We start from the raw sequence: 23,151 nt of genomic DNA on the forward strand, positions 1-23,151 counted from the left end.
CAATAACCTGAGCTGAACCTGTTAATGCCGTTCCGTTGATTGAAACAATAGAAAGTGCATCGCCGTCAATATCTGAGTCGTTGATAAGCGGTGTTAAAGTAACTGTATTGTCCTCTGCAACTGTATATATATCTTTTACAGCTGCTGGAGCATTATTAATTGTAGGCGTAATCGTTTCTGAATTATTACCTAGAGTCACATCACTCTCCTCACCTGAAATACTTGCTGTATTAGCATAAATTCCTGTACTTTTCACAACTGCTTCCATTGTAAGAGTGGTACTGGCTCCATTGGCAAGATTTCCAATATTCCAATCTGGCGCTGACCATGTTCCTGTTGAAGGTGTTGCACTTACAAAAGTATAGCCTGATGGAAGAACATCTGTTACATTAACTCCTGTTGCTGTACTTGGCCCTGCATTGGAAGCCGTGATTGTAAATGTAACTGTTGATCCAACACTTGGAGTAGCATTATTTACTGATTTTGTTACCGAAAGATCTGCCTGAACTACAGGTGCAGCAGTTGCTGAATCATTTCCTGCAGTACCATCAGGGTTATTTCCAGAAATACTGGCAGTATTACTATATGATCCTGTCGCATTTACCGTTGTTGTAACTGATAAAGAAGTGCTTTCACCATTTGCAAGGGAACCAATCGTCCAATTGGGTGCTGACCAGGTACCTGACGAAGGCACCGCACTAACCAAACTATATCCTGATGGGAGTACATCATTTACAGTTACCCCCGTAGCTTTATATGGTCCATTATTTTTGGCTGTAATGGTAAAAACCACAGTATTTCCAACACTTGCTATAGAATTATCTGCCACTTTTGTAATTTCAAGGTCGGCAGGACAAAGCGCTGCATCAAAACTTCGAGTTGTAACTGATGTTCCGCCGCACGAGGTAGTTACAGTATATTGAACTGAAACCGTTCCTACCGCAGTAAAGTTCAAAGTATTTCCTGATAAGCTGCCAGGACCACTAACAATACTTAATGTACCTCCCGCCGGAGTTGGATTTAATAAAACAGGATCATCGACACAATATTTTGAATCTGGTCCTCCTCCTGTTGAAATCGGCTGGATAGCTGGATTGGATTCCGCACCACATATCTGCACATTCGCTGTTGCGAAAGTATAACTAGTTTCATTAGTACTATTGCTAGTACCATCTCCCATACTTCCGCTGATTCTATGTCCTACATATCCAAACTTAGTTTCACAGCTTTTTACCAGCATCGAAGTATGTCCTCCAGTCTCAACGGCCAATATATTATCTGAATTCAGAAGGCCTCCCGGAGTTGTAGGATTATTAGCTGTACCACTTCCTATTCCAAGTAACGAACCGTTGCTGTTACCAAAGGCATATATTTTATTGCCGTTGGTTAAAACGTTTATAGCAGCATACTGCGAATCATGTTCTTGAGGGCTAAACCATTTAACATCATTCATAAGTGCAGTACTCGAAGAGTTATATCGCGGCTGAACCCAAGCTAATCTTTCAGTTGCAGTAGACCAGTCTCCTAATTGTCTGTTAGTGTTATTACCTAACGCGTATAAACTTCCATCTGTTGCTAAAATATAATGTGATCTTAGTGTACCATTACCAGTCGATCCAATCATTTTTGGTGTAATTCCAACTGGAATGCTCATTGGTGCGGCATAGTTTTGAGTTGCAGCAACAGTGCTGTTTCCTAAAAATACATTCACTCCCCATACATAAACAGTCCCATCAGATTTCAATGCCATAAGTCCGTCATTATTACCTCTGCAGGCCACCACATCAGTCAAAAATGGATTACCAGCCTCTGAAGTCCTTACTCTGTACCATGTTGTATTATTTCCCAAAGCTCCATTCCCCCTAACGGCAGCAGTTTGTGAAATTACCCACACATCGCCGCTGCAGGTAGTAATTGCAAGCGTTTTGTAAGTTCCAAACATCATCTTAACATCACCAGGTGCTACACCAGCCGGAAGACCATTAGTATTTCCGCCTATAGTAAGCTTTTGAAAAACAGCACTGGTAGTAAGCGATGCATCGAGCACCATTCCTGGTTTTGACCAAGCATACAAACCATCTGTCGCTAAAAGTATCCCTTGAACATTATTAGAAGAAGTACTTCCTAATGCTGCTTTTAAAGGAACTGCCCCTGCTGATAACGCAGGAAAATTAGTTCTGTTAATAGTTACAGGTGCTAACTGGTTTGCGCCTGTATTGGAAATTGTTTCACCCCAAGTCTGAAAAGATCCGTCAGAGGTTCTTACAATGGTAGTATGCCAGCTCGAAACAAAGTTATCATATTCTATAGTAGTAGCATTGTTATTTGACGCTGCTCCAAAATTCGATAAGTCTGTATTGGAACAGCCAGCTATAGGCGTAGCACATTGAGCGTTTGAGAGCTCAATGCCAGCAAAAAACACAACAAGTAGATATAGTGTGTTTTTTAAGTCCAATATTTTTTTAAAATTAAAGTAGTTTTTTATCATAAGTAATCGGTTATTTTATTTTCTGTGGCAGATTATAGGTCTTTACTTCATTATTGAAGTCATAAAAATCAAACATTAAATACGTTTCATTGTTTATAGTTCCTGAAACCTTATATTTGAGTATTTGATTTTTAGCTGTCAAAATAATCTCCTTTTCAACTGGCTCTGCGTTAAGCAATACGCCTATTCCGGCAACTGACATCTTTGGAGCTGGTAATTGGGTAATTGAATTATCTATTGATATAATTTCTGCAGGAACACTGATTATTAAATCTGAATAATTTTTTCCCCTTTCAAGCTTTTGAGAGAATTTGACTTTTGAAAAATCAAAAGACAGCTTTACAGGCTCTACCTTAACACGAAATTTTTTTGGAAAAACCGCATGATCACATTCTCCGTCATGTTTTGCGTTTTCCTGAAAGCTTACTTCGTATATACCAGGTTGTTTAAACTGGTAATTATTGATTTCACTGCCATTTAAAAAATTACTGCTATTGCCTTTAGAATTTGTAATTGTCCAATTTGCGGCTGAATCAACATTTCCAAAATCAATTTTTTCATCAAAAGAAATTGTTTTATAAAACTGTTCAGAAACTGTACTTAGATTGTTTTGAGCTGTAGTCTTGTAACTAAAAAACAAGCTGTACAATAAAAAATAAATTAAGAGTTTTTCGTTTTTGAAGCTGAATGAATTCCAGTAATTAGTCGATGTCATAAAATGAAAAATTTAGTTACGATAGCTTTTCGCTAACCGGGTGCGAAAATAAATATCTACATCGGGCCAAATTAGGCCGGCACTTTATCTATTACGTAAAAAGAAAAACATTCTATGCTGAAAAAAAACATATAAAGCTCGTTTACAGAACATTAAAAAAGCACATTGTAAAGTTCTTTTTGAAGCAATAAGAGCTGTGAGTATATAGAATTACTGACAAATGCATTCAAAGCAAAGATGCTGCTTCTCATTTTTTAGTTAATTGATAAAGCTTGAACGCTCAATCAAGAGAATAAAAGTAGTACAGTCGAAAAAGTTTGTTTTTCCCACTCAAAACTATTCCACAAAATTATTTATAACGTAAAGATTTAATCTTGTGAATAATGCCTAGAATTGACTAACTTATTATAATTTTGACTACTTTAGAACATTGCTGTATTTTTAAATCTACTAGTATAAATATCTTTCAATAACAGAATCAAAATCTCAAGGATAATTGTAAAAAGTAGATTTCAAAAATTCTTCTAAAATTCTTCTAAAATTCTTAAAACAGCTGTTAAAACAAATAATACTATTGCTATTAGCCTAATTATTTAATATTTACATTACTAATTTATATGCACCTAAAATCTTTTTTCATATTTACTATTCTTACTATTTTTAATTCTTTCACTTATTCCCAAAATTCAAAATACGATAAGGTTTTCTCGGAAACGGCTCAGGTTTTATTGAGCTCGAACCCAAAGAAAGCCTTGCATAATACTGACTATCTGTATAAAATTTCGCAAAATAATTTAGAAAGAATTAAAGCCTGCATGTTAAAGGCTACTATTCTGCGCCAATATGGGTTACGCAATGAAGCAATTTCTTCATTAAAACGAGCTGACAGTCTTGGGCTGATTGATCAAAATTATACAATGCAGGCACGAATAAATGGCTTCCTATCAACTCTCTACAGAGAAAATGAAATTTACAGTATAGGAAAAATTCATCTCCAGAAAGCAGTGGCTGTCAGCAGAAAAATAAAGGATAAAAACGAGATGTATAAATTTCAGGGGAATTTATCACAGGAACTTGCCTATTATGAGATGTATGCTTTAAATTATTCAAAAGCAATATCAAATCTTAAAGCAGGAAATCAATTGTTTAAAAAAGCAGGTGCAAGTATTGATGTCAATTTTCAGACCGCTGTAAACGATGAAATGATAGCTAAAAATTTCCTGCTGTTGAATAAAACTGACTCCTCTCTCACTTATTATCAAAAGGCATATAAGGAACTTGAAGCATCCCAGTCATCGCAAAGCCCGTTAAAAGGTTTTATATATAATGGATTTGCCAGCGTTTATACTGCAATAGGAGATTATCCCAAGGCGCTCCTGAATTATCAAAAGGCTGAAGAAATAGCAGAGGCTTCTAATTTTTTCACACTTAAACAGGAAGTATATACCTCTTTAATGGAATTTTATAAAAAAACAGATAATCAAAAATATATTGAATACAATGAAAGGAATGTAAAACTGACGAAGGATGATGAGTACAATCGCAAAATTATTGCAGATGATTTAATTAAAACCCTTCATAAAAAGCAGTCAATAAATCAGTCCAATTACAAAAAAAGCACCTATATTATTATTGGGATATGTATCTGCATTGTTTTACTTACCATAGGAATCTATTTCTATAGAAGAAAACAAGATTATAAAAAATTTAAAAATTTTATTGATAAAAATGCGGCGGCTACATTAAATGAAGAAAACGATCAAGAAGTATTGAAAGCAGTAACTGCTAAAAAAGATACCTCAAGGGAATATATGTCCGAAGCAACTGAAAATAGTATTTTAAACGGATTACAAGAGCTTAAAAAGTCACACTATTATCTTAATAAAGATATCTCACTAAATTCTGTTGCTGCCGAACTTAATATTAACCAACGCTATTTATCTTATGTAATCAACAAGCATAAAGCAAAAGATTTTGCTAGCTACATCAATGAACTGCGAATAAATTATATCATCGACCGATTAAAAAATGATGAAAACTACCTAAAATATAAAATTAGTTATCTTGCCGATCAATGCGGTTTTTCATCACATAGCAGGTTTACAATTACATTTAAAAAAGTAACTGGAGTTTCTCCAATGAACTTCATTACATATCTGCAAAAAGAAAATGAAGAGAAAAAATAAATTAAATTAAAAAGAGCTGTTGGCAAAACAGCTCTTTTAGGTTTTTCAAATAGTGTACAAGCTTACTAATTCAAATACTTCTAAAATAATAATGAATGAAAAACCAATTATTATAATTAGATCGTTAAACGGTTAAGGTTTCGATTTTATGCTACAGTTATATACTTTTTGCAGTCAGATTTATTTTTTGAAATTCCTAATCCCTTGCTGCAGCCACTCATAGTAGCCGTTAATATCTGGATTATAAGCAGAGGGTTTGTTAAGATCATTTTCTTTATGATCCATTAAAACGTAGTAAGGCTGCGCATTGGTTTTATATTTTAAAATCTGCAGTTCACTCCATTTCTGTCCTGTGTATTTCAAGACTTTACCAGTAATTTTAGAAACAACCTGCTCTTCCACTGGAAGCGGTCTTTTGTCATCTACATACAAGGAAATCAAAACAACATCATTATTTAAAACATTCAAGACTTTAGGATCCGGCCAGACCCGTTCTTCCATCTTACGGCAGTTTACGCAGGCATATCCTGTAAAGTCAATCATTATGGGTTTGTTTACTTTTTTGGCGTAAGCTAAACCCTGCTGATAATCATGAAAAGTCGGAATTCCGTTTGGACCACTTTCCGCGCCTTCTGGTAAAGCTGCTTTTTCTGTGTTTTGCGTTACTGTATTTCCAAAACCATTTGGTGATTCGCTGTATTGCTTTGCCGGAGGAAATCCGCTGATATACTGTAAAGGCGCTCCCCAGAGCCCTGGAATCATATAAACGACAAAGGACAATACGATAATTCCTAAGCTCAATCTTCCAACAGAAATATGAGTTACAGGTGTATCATGCGATAATTGGATTTTCCCGAACAAATAAAAAGCCAATACAGTAAAAATAGCAATCCAAATTGCAAGGAATACTTCTCTTTCTAATAAATGCAGCTGCAAAACTAAATCAGCATTAGATAAGAATTTAAGGGCTAGAGCCAATTCTAAAAAGCCTAAAACTACTTTTACAGAGTTCAGCCAGCCTCCCGATTTGGGAAGCGAGTTCATCCATCCTGGAAATGCTGCAAATAAGGCAAATGGCAATGCAATTGCTAATGAAAAACCAAGCATTCCGACAATTGGTGCAATTCCCGCCTGGCTTGCTGCCTGTACTAGTAATGTTCCGACAATTGGTCCCGTACATGAAAATGAAACTACAGCCAAAGCCAATGCCATAAAGAAAATACCAAGAATACCACCAATTTCTGATTTCTGATCGATTTTGGTCAGCCATGAACTTGGCAGTACAATTTCAAAAGCTCCTAAAAATGATAACGCAAAAACCAGTAGGAGAAGAAAGAATACGATATTAAAAACAACATTTGTAGCTAAAGCATTCAGGGCATCTGCACCGAAAATGGCTGTAACCAGACTTCCCAAAATCACATAAATCACGATAATAAAAATACCATACATCACTGCATTTTTAATTCCTGCAGCTTTATTTTTACTTTGTTTGGTAAAGAAACTTACTGTCATAGGGATCATTGGAAATACGCAGGGCGTAAACAAAGCCGCAAGACCTCCTAAAAAGCTGAAGAAAAATAATGTCCATAAGCTTTCATCAGGGGCAGTTTTTCCTGTTGAAGCTTTTTGGTCCGTATTATCTACGTTTTTAGGAATGTCTGTGCTGGCAATAGAAACAGAATCTGTTGTGTTGTTTGTGGTATCCTGTTTAGCAGTAGATTCATCTGTGGCAGGCGAATCGGTATTTTTTTGAACTGTACTTAATGCTGAAGTTTCATTGTTTTGAAACGGCAGATTTGATTTTTTGAATGTGAATTTAACTTCCTTATCGGTTGGAGGCAGGCAGCTGTTATCATTGCAGACCATAAAAAATATGCTGGCATTGATGGTAAAAGCATCTGCAGATTTTCGTTCTATATCTTGGGTAAAAACTGCTTTGTCTGCAAAGTATTTAATCCTCATTTGAAAAACCGGATCATCTACCTCATGTCCCTCTGGCTCAACAACAGCTCCAATAGTTTTAAAATTTTTCGATTTAGGAAAAGTAAAACTTGTGGGTGCCGGGCCGCCTTTTGGCACATTCTGAGAATAAATATGCCAGCCTTTATCGATCTTGGCCGTTATGATTAGGGTATATTTGTTCTCTCCAATTTCTTTTACGGAAGAAGTAAACGAAACTGGATCGTAAATTTGGGCAGTAAGGTTACTTACCGCAAAAAAAATTGCGATAAAAAGAAATATTTTTTTCATGTTATTGGAATATTTAGAATTGCCTTGTGCAGCTTTCAATCCTCCGCAGCCATTGTTAAATTTCAAATCCTGACAATGGCGGGAGAAATGTTTATTAGATCATTATTTTTTATACCTTGACAGAATCCACTTAGAGATGTCCTGCAAAACTTCGGGGGCAAAAACCTCATCGATTTCTTTACTTTCACTCTGCTTGCAGGTTATGCAGTGCTGATACATATGATTTAGATCTGGATAGATTTTGGCTGTGACGTCGCTGCTTTTGAGGTATTTTTTAAAACTTTGCAGATTTTCCTGTGCCGGAACCTGAATATCTTTATCTCCATTTACAGCTAAAACTGGAATTTCAATTTTTGGCAGATAATCCTTGGGATCGTAATGAATCGAGTAACGGTACCATCTGCGTTCTGCATCTTTACCGTAACGGTATATAAAATCTTTCTCGCGTCCGCCCCACATATGAATCTCTTTTAGAGTAGTCGAATCCTGTGTTTTGAGCCACTGGTCCAGTTTTAGCTGCAGTACCGGTGTTACAGAATCTGTTGGTTTTGTATCATAAACGGCTTTAAACATGATGTTATACATTTCCATTTGTTTATTCACTACTTTGTCTGAAAAACCATAATTTTTGAGAATTGCCGTGTTTTGCAGGTTCAGCATTTCAAGTCCGCTTACTGCAACACCTGATAAACTTACCATAAACTTTACATTTTTATTTCTAGCACTCACAATGGAGGCAATCATACCGCCTTCGCTGTGGCCGATTAATCCAATATGAGAAGCATCAATATTTTTATCACTTTTTAAGTATGCAATCTGCGCATCAACATCATCGGCAAAATCTCCTGTTGTTGCATTTTTAAAATCGCCCGACGTCTTACCTATTCCCCTGTCATCAACACGCAGAGAAGCAATTCCTTTTCTGGCGAGTTCATCAGCCAGGACGGTAAAAAATTCCCTGCCCATATAGGTGTAGTTTCGGTCATGCTGTCCAGTTCCAGAAATTAAAATCGCCAGAGGATATTTCTTTTTATCCTGCGGAATTGTTAAGGTTGCTCCATAGGTTAGTTTGGTGCTTTTTCCTAGAAAAGTCATATCAATAACCTGATACGGATATGGCTTTTTAGGATGCTGCGCAAAAAACAAAGGCTGTATTTCTTTTTCCTTTTTTAAAACAACTGCTGTATTTGGAATGGAGTAATAATTAAAGATTCCTGAAATAGCCGTTTTCTCTGGGTTATACTTTCCTTTAAAAGAGAAACCATACATCTCATTTTTAAAAGACAGGCTGTCTCCTTTTATTTCAGTAACTACTTTTTTATTGATATCTAATTCAGGAATACTGACACTCAGCGAATCTGTTTGGTAGCTGTCAATATTTCCCGATAAAATAATACGGTACGAATGATGCTGGCCCTGCCAGATAGTTTGTGCAAAACTATACTGGCTGGTCATCATCAAGAAAATTAACGATCTTAAAAGAAGGTTTGTTTTCTTTAAATTAAATAATCCTTTCATTATTTTTTCTCTGACTTTAAGTACTCAACAATAATTGAAATTTCATCTACCAATTCGCTTGGGCTTCCAAAATATCCGTTTGACATCCAGCGTAATTTTCCATCGGCATCAATAATCATTTTCTCTGGAATACCAGAAAATTTAAATGCTTTCGAGTACTGCTCATATACTAGATCTAACTTTCCTATTTTAGGATTTTTTCCATCATACAGTATATTAAAATCAAATCCTTTTTCTTTGATAAATGCCTGGGTCTGCTCTTTATAATCCTTTATATATTCCTGCGTATCTACAAAATAGAATTTTACGTTCGCATCTTTTTTGTATTTTTCAACTGCCATCTGCATTCCCGGCATAGCATTTTTACATGGTCCGCACCACATTGCCCAGAAATCAAGTACTACGATTTTTCCTTTTTGATCAGATAGTTTTACTCTGCCGCCTTTGCTGCTTTCTAAATCAAAACCTGCAATTGGAAGGTTTATCAATTCTGAAATTACTTTCTTCTTATGTTGTTCAATATTGCTTAAAGATTTTAAAGATTCTAAGTAAGCCTCAAATCCTGCAGCCGCACCACCTTCTTTTAGGTAAATTTCTTTTAAAGAAGCCAGCATCTGTGGTGTTACCTGATTTTGTTTTACTGCAAGTGCCATATAATTTTTAGCATCGGCGGTTTGTCCTTTTCGTAACAGCATTCTGGTATATACCTCATTGTATACAGCATCATTATAACCGTATAAAGGTTTAATTTTTGCCATATATTTTTCTTCTACATCATAGTTTTTTGTTGCTTCAGCCAATTTAGCATAAGTAAAATATTCTCTTGCCATCATTTGTAAAGCCTGCTCCTGCCATTCTTTCAAAGATAATTTTCCAGCAAACATTTTTGGAACATAGGTTAATCTGTTTTCCATTTCTCCCATAAAAATATCTGCATACTTTTTTAAAGTTTCTATAGAAGCTTTTTCAGTTCCTTCGTGATCTCTGTCAAAAGGAATTGATACTAAGTGCCAGTGATAGTCCAATAAATTTGTAAAAGAAACTGATTTTACACTGTTAAGAGCATAATTGTAATCCTTATTATTTACGATATAGCCATAAACGATTGATTTAATCATTTTATCATAATACAAACTTTCTACATCAGTATAAACATCTTCAAATTTGCTTTGCGGAAAGTTTTTATTGAATTCATCATATGATTTTACTTTTTTAGAAAAATCAGGTTCTTTAAATATATCCTGAATTTCTTTGTCTCTGGCTAAAACACCAAAAGGATATTTCGTTACTAAAACCTTTTGAACAGAATCTGTAAATACTTTATTTGTCGAATTATCTAATAAATACAATGTCTTTTGAATATCATATTGTGTTGTATTATCTAGATTTTTTTCGGCTAATAAACCTCGTAATTCTTTCTTGATAGCTGCAGACTGATCGGTACCAGTTGAAAGTTGTTTTAATTTTAATCCGTAGTAAAAAACTTTTTTGCGGCTTTCGGGATGGTATTGCAATTCATAGTTGATCCACATCAAACCAACCTGATCTGCAATGTATGCGCTGTCACTTACCACATTTGGAACTTCATTTTGAAAGGCCTTGCTTCTCAAAATTCCCCAGCCTGTATACGCTCCGGGAACTTGTGCAAACATGTAAGCGTGAGGCATTCTTTGTCCTCTGTCAACTATGGTATCGGATTTGAAAACGCAGTTAATAAACGAAGCACGATCTGAAAGTTTCATTTTGGCTTCCCATTTTTTATCTCCTGCAGCTTTTAAAGTAATATCATTCGTAATCCATTTAAAATTATCATAGGTATACACTACCCCATTTACATACATGGCATTGGCCAGCGGTCCGTCGGCGGCATTATAAGTTATAGTGATCTCATCTCCTGGATTTGGATGTTCAGGAGACAGAACAATTTTCTGCATCGGTGCTGCATCTTGTGCCAATAAACCTGTTGTGATACTTAGAAAAAATAGTACCAGTTTTAATTTTTTCATTTTCTTTTTTTGAATTTAGTGCACCCGAAAAAATCGAGTGCACATTTTTAATTAAATAAATTATGGATTCTGTTGTAAGTTTGGAGCATATTCAAAATAAATTGGAGCAAAAGGCATTTGATAACGATCACTATTTGGGGCAAGTGTGAAGGTTTGTCCTGCAAAATCATGGGTAATGGTTTTGGCAAATTCGGGTTCTTTGTTTAAGCGTTTTAAATCAAACCATCTAAAGCCTCCAGTTGCCATTAACTCTCTCCTTCTTTCTGCTAAAACTTTGATTAGAGCGTCTTTACTGTCTGCTGCTGTCATAGCAGTGTATTGTGAAGCTCTGAATCTTTTTTGTCTTAATTTATTTATTTCTGCAATTGCTAAATCGCCAGAACCTGCTCTCGCCAGACATTCTGCTTTTATCAGCATCATTTCAGGTACAGTAGGGCCTGCGTTTCTGCTTTCTCCTGTCAAACCTTCTTTAGAATATGTTCTTCCTAAAGTATATTCCGAATTAAAACTGCTTGATGGCTGTGTAAAAAGTACGTAGCGTAAATCATTGGTATCAAACGAATTGATCAACTCATTGCTTAACGATAATATTTGCGGTGCATAAGAGTAAGAACTATATCCATTCCATTTTGATAAAATCAATTCTTTATCAAGTTTTCTTGACGGATAAGCCGCAAATTCATAATCTTCCAGATTGTTAAGTGTGTTTTGTAATGCTAGTGCTTTTTCGGCATTTTCCAAAGCCAGCGGATAATTACGCATATACAAATAGGTTCTCGCCAAAAGTGCATATGCCGCTGCTCTGGATGGAAAGGCCACATTGTTGCCAGAATTTACAGGTTTTAATCCTGAATTTACTGCATCATTAAGATCGCTAAGAATTAGATTGTAAGCATCCTGTACAGAACTTCTTTTAATGTCATCTGAAACAGTTGGTGTTGTAAAAAGAACAATTCCCAGATCTGTAGCCGAAGTATTGGCATCATACGCTTTTCCAAAAGTATTCACCAGCGTTAGAAAAATAAAAGCACGATGTACTTCTGCTTCACCCTTTATGGCTGCTTTTTCGGCTTCCGTTCCATTTTTACTTTTCATTACTTCATTGATAACTACATTAACAGTGTATAATGCATTATAAAGATTACTCATATCATAATCCGTCTCACCGTCAAAATAGACAACATCAGACCATTTATACAAATTTCTAAAAGGTCGAAGGTAATCTGCAGCGGCTAATGCAGTGGTATGAGCTTCATTTTGAAAACTAATATCATCTGATGCTACATCTATACTACCATAAGTTTTGTCTAATGTAGAACTGTTATTTAGAAGATATCTATAATTTGATGTTTCTTCAGGTATTAGTTTCCCTTCTGTTTTGATATCCACATAATTATCACAGCTTAAAACAAGAACTCCTGCTGCAGCAATTGCTATGTATTTTAAATATTTTTTCATCTTTAAAAAATTAAAAATTAACATTAAAACCAATTGAATAAATCGCCGTTGCAGGCAGTTTCATATTAGCTCCTGTATAAGGTAAAAAGTCAGGATCTAAACCATCTTTATTTTTTCTCCAGAAGAAACCAAGATTTCTAGCTGTAAAATTTACCGAAGCCCCTCTTACAATTCCTCTGTCAATCAGACTTGTCAAATCATATTTTAATGAAAGTTCTCTGAAACGGATATGATCTCCTTCAATAATTCTGTCATCTGCAAACATATATCTTACATAACTTAGTCCTGTTGACCCCTGAATTCCTGGTACAGAAGTTGTCGCTTCGTCTCCTGGATTTCTCCATCTTTGATCGATATCTGTATTTAAATCGTATTGATTAAATCTGCCCTGTCTGTTTACGTAACCTCCATAAGTTGGTTTAAATAATACATAATCAAACTTGTAAGTTGCCAAAATATATAATGACAATTTTTTATAATTGAAAGTCTGGCTGAAACTTCCGTAATACGAAGGAATGTTAGTTCCCATATACTTCATGTCCGCAATATCTTTTAGAGAAGTAAAAGAATTTACGATATTACCATCTTTATCATATACCTGAGTTCTTCCAGTTGCGTCTAATCCTGCTGACCTAAAAGCAAAAATACTGTTCAACGGGTAGCCTTCAATAGGTGGTGTACCTCCTGAACCATTTAAATACTGGCTGTAGTTTTGGAAACGAGAATCTGTAACTTCTGTCTTATTGAAAGAAACTACTAGAGCAGAATCCCATGAAAAATCTTTTGCTTTAAGGATGGTTCCATTTAAACTTAAATCGATTCCATGCCCTGCTAAAGTTGCTGCATTTTGTACCAACGTATTATTTGATACACCATAAAATGGTGATACAGGGAATTCTACAATTAAATCTTTACTGTCTTTTTTATAATATTCTATTGTACCATTTAATCTGCTGTTTAAGAGCGAAAAATCCAATCCAAAATTTAAGATTGCTGTTTTTTCCCAACGCAAATTAGGGTTTGCCGGCTGGCTGATAAAAGCATAAGGCTGCTGTGAAAAAGTATCTAAATCACTTAAACTTATGTTTGTAAAAGGGAAAACATTTAAGTTGATATTTCCGTTAAATCCGTAACTCGCTCTGAAAGCTAAATTATTAACTAAGTTTACGTCTTTAAGAAAAGATTCTTCTTTAATATTCCATTTAGCTCCGGCAGACCATAATGGTGTTCTTCTTAATTTTTTACTTACTCCAAAATTGTTGTAATCGTCTAATCTTGCGCTTCCTGTAAGTGTGTATTTATTTTTGAATGTATAACCTGCATTTGCATAATAAGATAAAAATCTTCTGCGGAAATCTTTATGCACATTACCATTGCTTAGAGTATAATTATATCCGTTAACGTCTACATAATTTTGTGATGGGATATCTACAGAAGTCTGCGTTTTTGAATTGTAACCATAAAGTGTTCTCGAATCCTGAGTTTCACCAGTCTCTCTTGCTTCAATACCTCCCATAGCATTAATCAAATGATCTTCACCAATGATGCCGTCATAATTTAGCTGTCCTCTCATGGTAGAACTCATTTTTCCGAATGTATTATTTTGAAAAATACCTCCTAATGGAATTCCGTATACTAAATCACCGCTACTGTTTATTGATGTAGCAGAATTAACCATATCACGAGCGTAATAGGTATTTTCATTATAGATATTGTCACTTGATGAAGTTGAAGTTTCTACAGAATAAGTACCAACAGCATCTAAGCCTTTTAATAAAGGAAGTGTAGCAGAAATGGTAGCTCCAAAGTTCTGCTCATCCATTGTTCTGTCCATATTATTTAATTCATCGATGTAATTGTACGTCCAAGGCAGATATCCTTTTTGCTCCAACGGAATTGTTTGTGCAGCATAATAACGACGGTAATAATCAACTGAATTACCATTATCTCCAACAATTTGATCGTAAGGCAATAAAGTTGTTGGTGAAGTTCCTAATGGAGAAAGTCCTAATGCATTATCATTGTATTTAAAAATCGACCCTCTTAAGCTGGTTGTCATTTTTACATAATTAAAAAGCTTAAAATCCTGATTAGACAGTAAAGTCAAACGCTGTCCGCTATTTCCTTTTGACTGAGTTTCCTCTTTAGAATAGGAACCTGACATGAAATAAGAATAATCATTTTCTGCTCCGCTAAAAGACAAATCATAATTCTGGCTTGTTGCAGCTTGCAGCAAATACTGCTCTGCCTGACCATAAGTATTACGACCGCGTAAAACATCTAACCCGGCATCTCTCTGAGCCTGTGTGATCTGCCCGCGTTTGTACTGAAACATTAAATCCATTCCCTGGCTGACCGGCGTAGTAAGCATGTAGGTTACACTTGCCGGATCTGTAACCAGATTTTTATCTACAAATTCCTGCTCTAAATTTAAAACCTGAGACGAATTCATCAGGGGTAATTTTGATAAAGAAGGTTTGTTAGAGAAACTATAATTTTGAGAAAAATTAATTCTGGTTTGTCCTTGTTTTCCTTTTTTAGTATTAATTACCATAACCCCATTTGCCGCTCTTGCACCATAAATAGAAGCTGCAGCTGCATCTTTTAGAAAAGTAATTTTTTCAATATCATTTGGATTTATCGTTCTGATATCCAATTCTGTAGGTGTACCATCAAGCACAACTAATGGCATTGAATTAGTTCCAAAAGAATCAAAAGTAGATTTTCCTCTAATGGCAACATTATAGCTAAATTTTCCCTGATTACTGCCAAATTTATTTTGATACACAAAAGTATTGTCTGAATCCTGAATATCCAGCTGCAAACCCGCAACCTGGCCTTCTAATCTGTGTAATACGTTATTAACCGGAACTTTTTCTAAATCTTTTGCCGTAATTACAGCAAAAGAACCTGTAGAACGTTCTTTATCAATATTTTGATAACCTGTAGAAATGATTTTTACTTCATCTAATTTACTTATATCTTCTAGCATGATGGGATTGATAATCAAACTGTCAGAAACTATAACTTCTAGTTTTTTATAACCCATATACTCAAAAATCAGTACATCACCTTTTTTGGCCATGATTTCATACGAGCCGTCAAAGTTGGTAACAGCACCATCTTTTGTGCCTTTTACCCAGACAGTTGCACCAATTAAATATTCTTTTTTTGAATTGGTAACAACTCCCTTAATTTTTACTTTTTCTTCCATTACAGAAGTTTGGACTGTCTTTACTTTTGGGTTTAGTGCAATAACAATCAGTTTGCTGTTTACAAATTCTGCCTTATAACCCTCACCAATTAATTGTTTAATTACTGCCATAACATCGGCATTATTGACAGCTATATCAACTCTTCTCTGTGCATCAAAGACATCATCGCTATAGAAGAATTCCACATTGGTCTTGCGGGTAATAGTTTTTAAAACAGCCGATACAGATTGGTTTCTTGCCTTAATAGTGACTTTCTGCGCATAAGCGAAAGCGACTATATGGGTAAAAAATATTGATAATATTAGGGATTTCTTCATAATGGCAAGAAATTTATCCCAAAGAGCGGATTTTACCCCACAATCTTTTGCGGATAGGTTTTTTTTCATACTTTTAAATGTTTTGGTTGGTTAATAGATTTTGACTTCTTTTTTTCGACTGAACAAATACTCGCCGGGAAATACTCGCAATATTTTCCGGTTTTTTTTATTTACTTAGTTACGGTTACTTCATAGTTTTGGTTTATTTTGGTTATTTTATAATTCACATTCGATGTTTTACTGATAATATCCAGAAGGCGGTCTATAGGTTCTTGTTTTAAAACAACACCCGTAAACTTGATCTGCTCCAAGGATTTATTCTCAAACTTGACATTAAAGTTGTACCATCTGGACATCTTGGTCAAAATGCTTTTCAGGCTTTCGTTTTCAAAATAAAATCTGCCGTCTTTCCATGCCGTGTAAGCCGCAGGATCTACATCTGCTACTTTGATTTCTTCATTTTTATGATATATTCTTGCCTGCTGTCCTGGTGTTAAAACAACAGACGTCTTTTCTGATTCAGTGGAAATACCTGAAACCTTAACTTTCCCTTCTGCCAGAGTTGCTGCAAATAATTGATCTTCTTTATAAGAACTCACATTAAAATGTGTTCCTAATACTGTTACATTACCTGACTTTGTTTTTACAATAAATGGACTGTGTGGATTTTTAGCTACTTCAAAATAAGCTTCTCCTTCAAGAGTTACTATTCTTTTATCTGAGCTGAATTCAACTGGATATTTCAAGGATGATTTTGAATTTAACCAAACCTTTGTGCCGTCCGAAAGGTTTACGGCATAGATACCGCCCACAGGAACTATTAAAGTATTATCCCCCGTTGAAGTTGTTCCGTTTAAATCTTTGGCATCATAAACCAAAACACTATTTACATTAGAGATCACACCATTTTTAGAAACAATTTTTTCCTTTTTTGGTTCTAAGGAAACAACTGTCCCATCTGCCAAAACCAAAGTTGGGTTATGGTATACTGGAGCAATGCTTCGAACTACTACTTCATTTTTTGGATTGATTTCACTATTTCTAAAAATAAATACAGCAGCAAGTCCAAGCAGGACTACAAAAACTGCTGCGTATTGTAGAAACTGTCTGTAGTTGAAAAATGAAATTACAGGTGTATGATCCTGCCTGATCTTTTCTCTGACTCTTGCAAAAGCGGCATCTGTATCAATACTGTTGTAAAATGCCTCTTTGGATTTTAAGGTTTCAAAGCGAATCAGCTTTTGATAATACTGCTGATTTTCCGGCACCGAAAGCCATTGCTGCAGTACAGCATTTTCTGCCGTAGATAAACCGCCCTCAGAAAGCTCTTTTCTTATAAGATCAGCGATTAGAAATTCTTTTTTTTCTAAAGACATATTTTTAATATTAAGTATCTATTATTAACACTTTAAGTAAATGTTATATAACTAAGAGTACCAAACACTAAAAAAGGGTGGAAAGATTTAAGTTAAATTTTCAAAAAAAATAAAAAAAACAGTAGTTCTGGGTAATTTGTAAGTTTTGTCTTTAACAATTCAATAGCACGTGAACGTTGTGATTTGACAGTGTTTATAGAAATATTAAGCTGGAGTGCAATATCTTTATATTTCATTCCTTCTAAACACGAAAGTTCAAAAACTTCTTTACATTTTTCAGGTAGAGAATCTAAGGCAGTGATCAGGACAGCATAAACTTCCTCTTCGAGAATATTAAAATCAAATTCAAGCGCATTATCAGAAGCTTCATCCTCAAGCTTAACCTTTTTTTGCTGTTCTTTTAAGACTCCTAGAGAACCGCTTTTGACCATTTTATAGATATACGATTTCACATCATCCACTTTTTCAAATTTCAAACGGTCCTCCCATAATTGCAGCATGACATTTTCAACTACTTCTTCTGCTTCAAATTTATCCTTCAAATATTTGAAACTATAGCTTACAAGTCTTGGATATAAGGAATAAAAAAGTTCCTTATAGTATTCCTCGTCAATTTTAATATGTTGCTGCTGTGGATTAATTTCTTTTCTGCTTTTATTGTAGCAAATATATATTTTTAATAAACAAAACTGCAATATCTAAAACCAATTGATACAAAATACCTAAAATCATTGCAAAAAAGCAGGAAAATAAACACTTTTTACGAGATTAATCTAATAAAGAGTTACAATTTAGTATTTACAGTTTAATGCTGTATCATCTTTGAGTGTTTGAATATAAATAATAAAAAACATATGATTTTTAGTTTTGTTAAAATGTTTCATTATTGCCCCCTTTTGTCTCATAAACTTATTACAGAAATGAAATCTTTGGATGTAGTTAGAGTGCAAAAATATATCTAATAAAGGTTATGTTGTTTCATATTTAATGCCTAAATTGGTAATTATGAAAACAAATTCAGATGTATTAATTATTGGCGGCGGACTAGCTGGTTTAACAGCGGCTATACATCTATCACAAAAGAATTTGAAAATAACTCTGCTTGAAAAATCAAGTTACCCCAGACATAAGGTTTGTGGCGAATATATTTCAAATGAGATTTTACCTTATCTGGTTTGGCTTGGCGCCGATGTTTCAGAGCTTCATCCTACAGACATCTCTAAATTTGAATTTACTGCCAATAACGGCAAAATAGCAAAAGCAGAACTTCCGTTAGGAGGATTTGGAATCAGCAGGTATGCACTTGACGATTTCCTATATCATAAAGCATTAGCCAGCCACTGCACTATCTTTAAAGAAAATGTTACTGATGTTTCTTTTAGTAATGATATGTTTACCGTTACTACTTCAAATCAAATTTTAACGGCTAAAATTGTTTTGGGCGCTTTTGGCAAACGTTCCAATATAGACCAGGTTTTAGATCGGAACTTCTTTCATAAAAAATCACCGTGGCTGGCTGTAAAAGCACATTATTCGGGTAATCTTGATAATGATCTTGTAGCGCTTCACAACTTTAAAGGCGGTTATTGCGGCGTTTCTAAAGTAGAGAACAATCTCATAAATATCTGTTATCTGGCAGATTACGCGACTTTTAAACAATATAAAAATATTGAGGATTACCAGCAACATGTACTTTATAAAAACAAACATCTAAAATCCATTTTTGAAAACAGCAAACTTGTTTTTGATAAACCGCTTACCATAAGCCAGATTTCTTTTGAGAAAAAAAAGGCTGTAGAAAATCATATTATCATGATTGGCGATACGGCAGGACTTATTCATCCGCTGTGCGGCAACGGAATGGCGATGGCAATTCACAGCGCAAAAATAGCATCAGAATTGGTTGTAGAATATTTTTCGAATGAATCACTTTCCCGCGAAGAATTAGAAAAAAAATACACCAAAGAATGGAAGAAACACTTTGGAAAAAGATTATTTATGGGAAGAATCCTGGCCCGCATCTTAACCTATAAAACGATTACCAATTTGTTCATTACAATCGCAGCATCATTTCCTGCTCTTTTGAAAGGAATAATTAAACAAACACACGGAAAACCTATAGCAATTAATTAAATGTCCATAAATACCAAATACAGAACGCAAGAAACCGAAATAATGGATGATTTTTCTCTTCAGGGAGAAGAATTAAGGGCGGCACTTGATCAAATTGCAAACATTAATCAATTACTCGGCGGGAATAAAGTTACGCTTCACGGTGTAAAAAGATTAGTAAAAAAGCTCGAAACGACTAAAACAATTACAATAGCTGATATTGGCTGTGGAAATGGTGATATGCTGCGCATGCTGGCAAAATTCGGTCAAAAAAACAATCTTAATTTACAACTTATCGGAGTAGATGCCAATGAATTTACTGTAAATTATGCCAAAACATTATCGACAGAATATTCAAATATTGACTATAAATGCATGGATATTTTTAGTGAAGATTTTAAAGCTTTTAAGTATGATATTGTTCTATGCACCCTTACCCTGCACCACTTTTCAAATGAGGAAATATTAAATATAATTACTATCTTTAATAAGAATGCCGAAGCTGGAATCATTATCAATGACCTGCATCGAAGTAAAACAGCATACCGTCTTTTTGAACTGATCTGTTTTATTTTTAATCTGAACAGAATGTCGCGCGAAGATGGACTGGTATCAATTTTAAGAGGATTTAGAAAGAAAGAACTGGAAGAATTCTCTAAAAAAACAAATTTAAAAAACTATACCATAAACTGGAAATGGGCTTTCCGCTACCAGTGGATAATTACGAAAAAATGAGTGTAAAAATAGTTACTGCTGCCAAGCAGCTGCCACAATATTCACGTGAAACGGCCGATATAATTCCAATGCTGGAGGGCTGGCTTCACGGACAAGACGAACGTTTTATAAAAAAAATAAAAAAGATATTCGAAGGTGCTGCCGTTGACAAACGTTATTCTATAATGGATCCTACTGAAGTTTTTACTGCAACATCATTTGAAGAAAAAAATGATATTTACACTCGTGAAGTTATAATTTTAGGCGAGCAGGTGCTGCAGAAAGCACTGGAAAAAGCAAAGTGGGATCCGCAGACGCTTGATTATATCATTACTGTAAGCTGTACCGGTATAATGATTCCGTCATTGGATGCCTACCTCATCAATAAAATGAATTTGAGACAGGATATTATCCGTCTTCCTGTTACAGAAATGGGTTGCGCTGCTGGAATATCCGGTATTATTTACGCCAAAAACTTTCTGAAAGCTAATCCCGGAAAACGTGCAGCAGTTATAGCTGTAGAATCACCAACAGCAACATTTCAGCTTGATGATTTTTCGATGCCGAATATTGTAAGCGCGGCTATTTTTGGAGATGGAGCTGCCTGTTGTTTACTTTCTTCTTATGAAGAAGATTATGGCCCGGAAATTTTGAGCGAAGAAATGTATCATTTTTATGAAGCAGAACACATGATGGGATTTAAACTGACCAATACAGGCTTACAGATGGTTTTGGATATCGAAGTTCCTGACACGATTGCATCGCATTTTGGTGCTATTATTCACCCATTTTTGGAGAAAAATAATTTAGAAATCAAAGACATTGACCACATGATATTTCATCCTGGTGGCAAAAAAATTGTAAACACAGTTGAAATTCTTTTCGCTGGCTTGGGAAAAAATATTGATGATACTAAAGAAGTTCTCAAACAATACGGCAATATGTCAAGCGCAACTGTATTATATGTTTTAGAACGAATTATGGACGGAAATCCAAAATCAGGAGAAAAAGGTTTGATGCTTAGTTTTGGTCCGGGATTTTCAGCACAAAGGGTTTTATTGCAATGGTAATTAGAACATAAATAATGAAAGCACAAGATATTATAGCGCAGTTACCTTACAGCAAACCTTTTTTGTTTGTTGACGAACTGCTTCATGTTGATGAAAATAGCGTTACCGGAACTTATACTTTTAATGAAAACCTTGATTTTTACAAAGGTCATTTTAAAGATAATCCTGTAACTCCAGGTGTAATCCTGACAGAAACCATGGCGCAGATTGGTATGGTTTGCCTTGGCATTTACCTGCTCGGTGATAGTTTTAATAAAGATACAGTAATTGCTTTTACCTCTGCCGATATGCAGTTTTTAAAGCCCGTATATCCAAATGAGAAAGTAACGGTAACTTCTCAAAAATCATTTTTCAGATTTGGAAAACTGAAGTGTGATGTCATTATGAAAAACGAAGCCGGACAAGAAGTCTGTAAAGGTATTTTGGCTGGTATGATTACTAATAAATTATGAAGAAGCGAGTTGTGATAACAGGATTAGGCGTTGCGGCTCCCAACGGAGTTGGAATTGAAGCGTTTAGTCATTCCATAAAAAACGGAATATCTGGAATTCGGCATGATGCACAGCTACAGGAATTGCAGTTCTCTTGTCAGATTGCTGGTCAGCCTCAAATATCTGAAGAACTTAAATCACAATATTTTACAGAACTGGAACTTCGCGGTTTTAACAGCACGGGCATTTTATATGGTGTAATTGCAGGTATGGAAGCCTGGGAAAATGCGGGATTATCAATAGAAATTAATGAAGAGCCCGATTGGGACAGCGGTACTATTTTTGGCTCTGGAACATCTGGTATCGATAAATTCCGCGAAAGCATTTATAAAATAGACGAATTACAGGTGCGAAGGTTAGGCAGCACTGTTGTAGCACAAACCATGAACAGCGGCATAAGTGCCTATTTGGGTGGAAAGTTAGGACTCGGAAATCAGGTTACCACCAACTCATCTGCCTGCGCAACTGGTACAGAGGCTATAATGATGGCCTATGATCGCATACAATCCGGACAGGCAAATCGCATACTGGCAGGAAGTACAGGCGACAGTGGTCCTTATATTTGGGCGGGTTTTGATGCCTTACGTGTCTGCAGTTCAAAATATAATGATAATCCGGAACAAGGTTCACGACCTATGAGTGCCACGGCTGCAGGATTTGTACCCGGAAGCGGCGCCGGGGCATTAGTAATAGAAGATTTAGAAACTGCTTTAAAACGCGGCGCAACTATTTATGCCGAAATATTAGGCGGAAGTGTAAACTCAGGAGGACAGCGCGGTAACGGAAGTATGACAGCTCCCAACGGCACAGCAGTACAGCGATGTATTACAACTGCAATTGAAAATTCTGGTATTTCTGCTGATGCTATTGACGCCATAAACGGACATCTTACCGCCACTACAAAGGACAGTTTTGAAATTGAAAACTGGACAAAAGCACTAAACAGAAAGGGCACTAACTTTCCGTATATCAATTCCTTAAAAAGCATGACCGGACATTGTCTAAGCGCAGCCGGAAGTATCGAAAGTGTCGCCACAGTATTGCAGCTTCATGAAGGTTTTGTTTTTGGAAATACCAATTGCGAAGACCTTCATCCGGAAATTACGGCGCTTATTGATTCCTCAAAAGTGCCTTCAAAAACGATTAATATAAATCCTGAAATAATTGCCAAAGCAAGTTTTGGTTTTGGCGATGTAAATGCTTGTATAATTTTAAAAAAATTTCAAAAATAA

15 protein-coding genes are annotated in these 23,151 nt (G+C 35.3%); 6 read left to right on the forward strand and 9 right to left on the reverse strand.

The genetic code is table 11. The features are described 5' to 3' along the window. Both ASE40_RS05770 and ASE40_RS05775 read right to left on the reverse strand, forming a co-directional pair. On the reverse strand, positions 1-2,488 hold a 2,488-nt coding region (locus ASE40_RS05770), incomplete at its 3' end, for an Ig-like domain-containing protein (protein ID WP_082586759.1). Positions 2,489-2,498: 10 nt separating this feature from the next. Further along, entirely contained in the window at positions 2,499-3,203 is a 705-nt protein-coding gene (locus ASE40_RS05775) for a hypothetical protein (RefSeq protein WP_057116021.1), read from the reverse strand. A 917-nt stretch (positions 3,204-4,120) separates the two neighbouring features. On the opposite strand from ASE40_RS05775, the gene ASE40_RS05780 reads away from it, so the two are divergent. Beyond that, the gene (locus ASE40_RS05780; RefSeq protein ID WP_206742872.1) at positions 4,121-5,389 is read left to right on the forward strand and encodes a helix-turn-helix domain-containing protein; all 1,269 of its coding nucleotides are present in this window, start codon (positions 4,121-4,123) and stop codon (positions 5,387-5,389) included. Positions 5,390-5,569: 180 nt separating this feature from the next. Here ASE40_RS05780 and ASE40_RS05785 read toward each other — a convergent pair whose 3' ends face one another. From ASE40_RS05785 to ASE40_RS05815, 7 genes are all read right to left on the reverse strand, one after another. Further along, positions 5,570-7,642, reverse strand: coding sequence for a protein-disulfide reductase DsbD family protein (locus tag ASE40_RS05785; protein WP_057116969.1), 2,073 nt, complete (start codon positions 7,640-7,642; stop codon positions 5,570-5,572). A gap of 102 nt (positions 7,643-7,744) precedes the next feature. After that, positions 7,745-9,160: an alpha/beta fold hydrolase gene (locus tag ASE40_RS05790; RefSeq protein WP_057116023.1), complete on the reverse strand. Its 1,416-nt coding sequence runs from the start codon at positions 9,158-9,160 to the stop codon at positions 7,745-7,747. Beyond that, on the reverse strand, positions 9,160-11,166 hold the full coding sequence (locus ASE40_RS05795) for a TlpA family protein disulfide reductase (RefSeq protein WP_057116024.1): 2,007 nt from the start codon (positions 11,164-11,166) through the stop codon (positions 9,160-9,162). Before ASE40_RS05795 ends, ASE40_RS05790 begins: the two co-directional genes overlap by 1 nt. 60 nt (positions 11,167-11,226) lie before the next feature. Further along, positions 11,227-12,624, reverse strand: coding sequence for a RagB/SusD family nutrient uptake outer membrane protein (locus ASE40_RS05800; protein ID WP_057116970.1), 1,398 nt, complete (start codon positions 12,622-12,624; stop codon positions 11,227-11,229). 10 nt (positions 12,625-12,634) lie between these two features. Then, positions 12,635-16,225 carry a SusC/RagA family TonB-linked outer membrane protein gene (locus ASE40_RS05805; protein WP_057116025.1) on the reverse strand — a complete coding sequence of 1,197 codons (3,591 nt, stop codon included), beginning with the start codon at positions 16,223-16,225 and terminating at the stop codon, positions 12,635-12,637. 101 nt (positions 16,226-16,326) lie between these two features. Next, entirely contained in the window at positions 16,327-17,532 is a 1,206-nt protein-coding gene (locus ASE40_RS05810; RefSeq protein ID WP_057116026.1) for a FecR family protein, read from the reverse strand. A gap of 92 nt (positions 17,533-17,624) precedes the next feature. Beyond that, on the reverse strand, positions 17,625-18,227 hold the full coding sequence (locus tag ASE40_RS05815; RefSeq protein WP_057116027.1) for an RNA polymerase sigma-70 factor: 603 nt from the start codon (positions 18,225-18,227) through the stop codon (positions 17,625-17,627). Between the two features lie 310 nt (positions 18,228-18,537). On the opposite strand from ASE40_RS05815, the gene ASE40_RS05820 reads away from it, so the two are divergent. Genes ASE40_RS05820 through ASE40_RS05840 form a run of 5 tightly spaced genes read left to right on the forward strand, consistent with a single transcriptional unit; the run spans position 18,538 to position 23,151 of the window. After that, entirely contained in the window at positions 18,538-19,665 is a 1,128-nt protein-coding gene (locus ASE40_RS05820; RefSeq protein WP_057116028.1) for an NAD(P)/FAD-dependent oxidoreductase, read from the forward strand. Further along, entirely contained in the window at positions 19,666-20,379 is a 714-nt protein-coding gene (locus tag ASE40_RS05825; RefSeq protein ID WP_057116029.1) for a methyltransferase domain-containing protein, read from the forward strand. Continuing rightward, positions 20,376-21,428 (forward strand): type III polyketide synthase, encoded by a 1,053-nt coding sequence (locus ASE40_RS05830; protein WP_057116971.1) that lies wholly within the window; start codon positions 20,376-20,378, stop codon positions 21,426-21,428. The genes ASE40_RS05825 and ASE40_RS05830 overlap by 4 nt, the downstream gene beginning before the upstream one ends. 14 nt (positions 21,429-21,442) lie before the next feature. Then, positions 21,443-21,880 (forward strand): 3-hydroxyacyl-ACP dehydratase FabZ family protein, encoded by a 438-nt coding sequence (locus tag ASE40_RS05835; protein WP_057116030.1) that lies wholly within the window; start codon positions 21,443-21,445, stop codon positions 21,878-21,880. Continuing rightward, positions 21,877-23,151 carry a beta-ketoacyl-[acyl-carrier-protein] synthase family protein gene (locus ASE40_RS05840; RefSeq protein WP_057116031.1) on the forward strand — a complete coding sequence of 425 codons (1,275 nt, stop codon included), beginning with the start codon at positions 21,877-21,879 and terminating at the stop codon, positions 23,149-23,151. The genes ASE40_RS05835 and ASE40_RS05840 overlap by 4 nt, the downstream gene beginning before the upstream one ends.

This window comes from Flavobacterium sp. Root935 (assembly GCF_001429295.1).
Taxonomy (GTDB): domain Bacteria; phylum Bacteroidota; class Bacteroidia; order Flavobacteriales; family Flavobacteriaceae; genus Flavobacterium.

Bases quoted from the DNA above. Each gene is read 5' to 3' on its own strand.
- ASE40_RS05840 (WP_057116031.1), top strand. From the start codon at position 21,877: ATGAAGAAGCGAGTTGTGATAACAGGATTAGGCGTTGCGGCTCCCAAC.
- ASE40_RS05810 (WP_057116026.1), bottom strand. From the start codon at position 17,532: ATGTCTTTAGAAAAAAAAGAATTTCTAATCGCTGATCTTATAAGAAAA.
- ASE40_RS05805 (WP_057116025.1), bottom strand. From the start codon at position 16,225: ATGAAAAAAAACCTATCCGCAAAAGATTGTGGGGTAAAATCCGCTCTT.
- ASE40_RS05790 (WP_057116023.1), bottom strand. From the start codon at position 9,160: ATGAAAGGATTATTTAATTTAAAGAAAACAAACCTTCTTTTAAGATCG.
- ASE40_RS05780 (WP_206742872.1), top strand. From the start codon at position 4,121: ATGCAGGCACGAATAAATGGCTTCCTATCAACTCTCTACAGAGAAAAT.
- ASE40_RS05835 (WP_057116030.1), top strand. From the start codon at position 21,443: ATGAAAGCACAAGATATTATAGCGCAGTTACCTTACAGCAAACCTTTT.
- ASE40_RS05830 (WP_057116971.1), top strand. From the start codon at position 20,376: ATGAGTGTAAAAATAGTTACTGCTGCCAAGCAGCTGCCACAATATTCA.
- ASE40_RS05785 (WP_057116969.1), bottom strand. From the start codon at position 7,642: ATGAAAAAAATATTTCTTTTTATCGCAATTTTTTTTGCGGTAAGTAAC.
- ASE40_RS05820 (WP_057116028.1), top strand. From the start codon at position 18,538: ATGAAAACAAATTCAGATGTATTAATTATTGGCGGCGGACTAGCTGGT.
- ASE40_RS05825 (WP_057116029.1), top strand. From the start codon at position 19,666: ATGTCCATAAATACCAAATACAGAACGCAAGAAACCGAAATAATGGAT.
- ASE40_RS05775 (WP_057116021.1), bottom strand. From the start codon at position 3,203: ATGACATCGACTAATTACTGGAATTCATTCAGCTTCAAAAACGAAAAA.
- ASE40_RS05795 (WP_057116024.1), bottom strand. From the start codon at position 11,166: ATGAAAAAATTAAAACTGGTACTATTTTTTCTAAGTATCACAACAGGT.
- ASE40_RS05800 (WP_057116970.1), bottom strand. From the start codon at position 12,624: ATGAAAAAATATTTAAAATACATAGCAATTGCTGCAGCAGGAGTTCTT.